This window comes from Fulvivirga kasyanovii, assembly GCF_009711405.1.
Lineage (GTDB): Bacteria > Bacteroidota > Bacteroidia > Cytophagales > Cyclobacteriaceae > Fulvivirga > Fulvivirga kasyanovii.
In genome coordinates, this window is record NZ_SMLW01000653.1 from 1 (window position 1) to 2,330 (window position 2,330).

Below are 2,330 nucleotides of genomic sequence, written 5' to 3' on the forward strand. Positions count from 1 at the left end.
ATTTTCATTTCCAAAAGGCTCTGAAAAAGATAACTTCACTACATATCGTGTTTCAGTATTGACCAATGATTCAAAGGAATCCAAAATCAAAAGAAAGTATGTAGACAAGTCCAGCTCTGAAAGCTCACTTGAACTAATAGTTAATAAAGAAGGGTTACCTGATAATGGTTTGCTAAGAATCTATTGTAATATTGAATCATTCAACTTTAAAACTCTTAAAGTAAGCATGACTACTGACAATAGTGTTCAGACATACTTTTCCTTTAATTTGCCAGAGATATTTAACTATAGTGCCCCTGACCTTGAAATGACCCAAATGGATCAGCAAACTAAGGGCTTTAACCTCAAACATTTTACTTACCAATCTACGCCAATTGTTGACTATAATGTAACATCAAATTCATTCAAATGGAAAGTCGAAAGTAATCCTCCTGCAGCACTAGTGATGGAATCACTTTCAATTGATTTACCTGTAGATTTCGGAACAAGTATTGAACAAATAATGAAATACTCTAAATAGACACGCTACAACAAACACTAAAATGAATATGCGAACAGAGCTCTTTGACAGGTAATGAGAAATAGAAACTCGGGTGCTTCTAGCAACTGGAGCGCATACTCATTTTAGCTAGACGTTAAGTGCAATTGGAGCTACTCGAAAATTCATCAACTAATTAATGGGATTTTTAGATTTCTTAACCAAAACTATCGGTGTAGATCCAGGCAGTCAGAACTTGCGACTGATACACAACAACGAACTGATATTCAACGAAACAGCTGAACTTTCCATTGATCCGGAAACGAACAAAGTATCAGGATACGGCAATGAATCAATTCATGAAGAACCGAACAAAGTAATCAAACCAGTAAATACAGTAATTGCCGATTTCCACGGTTTTGAACATCTACTAAGAGGATCACTAAAACGAGCCCTGAACGAACGAACATGGTTACCAGCCAACTACAGAATGTACTTTTCTTTACCAGTGTCTGCAACTGAGGTAGAGAAACGTGCCTACAGAGATTCAGGCGAATACGCAGGAGCAAAAGAAGTATGGATGATCCATCAACCATGCAGCTCAGCTATTGGAATGAGAATACTGTTTGAAAAGAAGGACTTTATTCTAGTTGATTTCAGTGCTAGCAAGGTTGAGATAACAGTTTTTGCGAACTCATTACCAATTTCTGAAGGTGCCATCCGCATTGGAACATGGAAACTCCGACATGCCCTTCGGAATTACATCTTCAGGAATCATCATCTAAACTTGACTGATAATCAGTTGGAGACACTTTTATTTGACCTACCCAAACTCGGTAATGAATACCAAATTGAATATAAGACCATCAAAACGGACGAAATCCGGCAAGCACTGAACCCTTACTTTACGATCATAGAAGATCAGATTCTTGAAACACTCGAAAAAGCTGGAATGCATCAACGCATAAATCAAATAATTTCGAACGGATTTCAATTTACAGGTGGTGGCGCATATGTAAACTGGCTAACGGAGAAAATTGCCTTAAATGGCAAAATGAATATCACCGTAAGCTCGAATCCTTTGTTTGATAACATCAACGGATTGAAGAAAGTCATCCAGAATCCAGAACATTATCGTAACTATTTGATGGTGTAAAAAGCACTTAACAGGCGCTAAAAATCCATAGGCACGTGAGCTACTTGCAAAGGGCATTTGAATCAGATTCTTCTAAAGAAATTAAAAAATGGTCAGCCGACGGATTTTAGCTGATCGTTGCAATTATCATCTCTTCAATCTCAAAACACCATGAAACAATTTCTGATTGCAGTCGTCTCCATATTTTTGCTAACCTTGTGTAATAATAAGAATGACGTTCTTATTCGAATTAAGAATTCAAGTGACTTTGATTTCCAGAACGTCTATGTAAACACTGGGTTTGAAGGAAATAACTTCGATAATATATCAGCAGGCAGGTATTCTGATTATGAAGACTTCGAATCAGCATATAGATATGCCTACATAGAACTCGAAATAAACAATCGATTATATAAAATTCAACCAATTGATTTTGTTGGGGAAAAGGAACTAGAGCCTGGCAGGTACACCTATATAATCGGTGTAGATACGGCAGAAATATCAGTATATGGCTCTACTGATCCTGATGATTATATTGGCGGAGATCAATTGAGTGAACAGCAATTAGATAGCTTAGCCAGTATTAATTATAATGCATTAATATTGGAGTTACAAACTGAATAGTTACAATTGCCAACATGGTATAGAAAAACATATGCTAAAGTACCATGTCGCTTCAGGCGGTGTGGCTCGCTCCGCATTTCTGCTTGCATTCCA

Annotated in this window: 3 protein-coding genes; all 3 read left to right on the forward strand. The window is 37.0% G+C overall.

Annotated elements, in window-relative coordinates; all coding sequences use genetic code 11:
* Nucleotides 1-520 (forward strand): hypothetical protein (locus tag E1163_RS30720; RefSeq protein WP_185156197.1); only part of this gene is annotated, 520 nt, incomplete at its 5' end.
* A 157-nt stretch (nucleotides 521-677) separates the two neighbouring features.
* Nucleotides 678-1,634 carry a rod shape-determining protein gene (locus E1163_RS24310; RefSeq protein ID WP_155175251.1) on the forward strand — a complete coding sequence of 319 codons (957 nt, stop codon included), beginning with the start codon at nucleotides 678-680 and terminating at the stop codon, nucleotides 1,632-1,634.
* Between the two features lie 150 nt (nucleotides 1,635-1,784).
* The gene (locus tag E1163_RS24315; protein WP_155175252.1) at nucleotides 1,785-2,237 is read left to right on the forward strand and encodes a hypothetical protein; all 453 of its coding nucleotides are present in this window, start codon (nucleotides 1,785-1,787) and stop codon (nucleotides 2,235-2,237) included.
* Nucleotides 2,238-2,330 lie beyond the last annotated feature (93 nt).